The following is a 260-nucleotide window of genomic DNA, read 5'->3' on the forward strand; positions in this document are numbered from 1 at the left end:
GGCGGTCGTGGCGAAGTGGTTAACGCATCGGTTTGTGGATCCGACATTCGGGGGTTCAATTCCCCTCGTCCGCCCCACTTAATACTCACTGACAATTGCAAGATGTTGGGGGTTAGCCAAGCGGTAAGGCAACGGACTTTGACTCCGTCATGCATAGGTTCAAATCCTATACCCCCAGTTTGATATGCGGAAGTGGCTCAGCGGTAGAGCATCGCCTTGCCAAGGCGAGGGTCGCGGGTTCGATTCCCGTCTTCCGCTCC

General features: G+C 55.8%; 3 tRNA genes. All 3 read left to right on the forward strand.

Annotated elements, in window-relative coordinates:
• Position 1 precedes the first annotated feature (1 nt).
• Positions 2 to 77 (forward strand) — tRNA-His (locus KVT34_RS30460).
• A gap of 29 nt (positions 78 to 106) precedes the next feature.
• Positions 107 to 178, forward strand: a tRNA-Gln gene (locus tag KVT34_RS30465).
• Positions 179 to 186: 8 nt separating this feature from the next.
• Positions 187 to 258: transfer RNA gene (locus KVT34_RS30470), tRNA-Gly, on the forward strand.
• The last annotated feature ends 2 nt before the right edge of the window (positions 259 to 260 follow it).

The organism is Paenibacillus sp. GbtcB18 (genome assembly GCF_019091125.1).
GTDB lineage: Bacteria > Bacillota > Bacilli > Paenibacillales > NBRC-103111 > Paenibacillus_F > Paenibacillus_F chitinolyticus.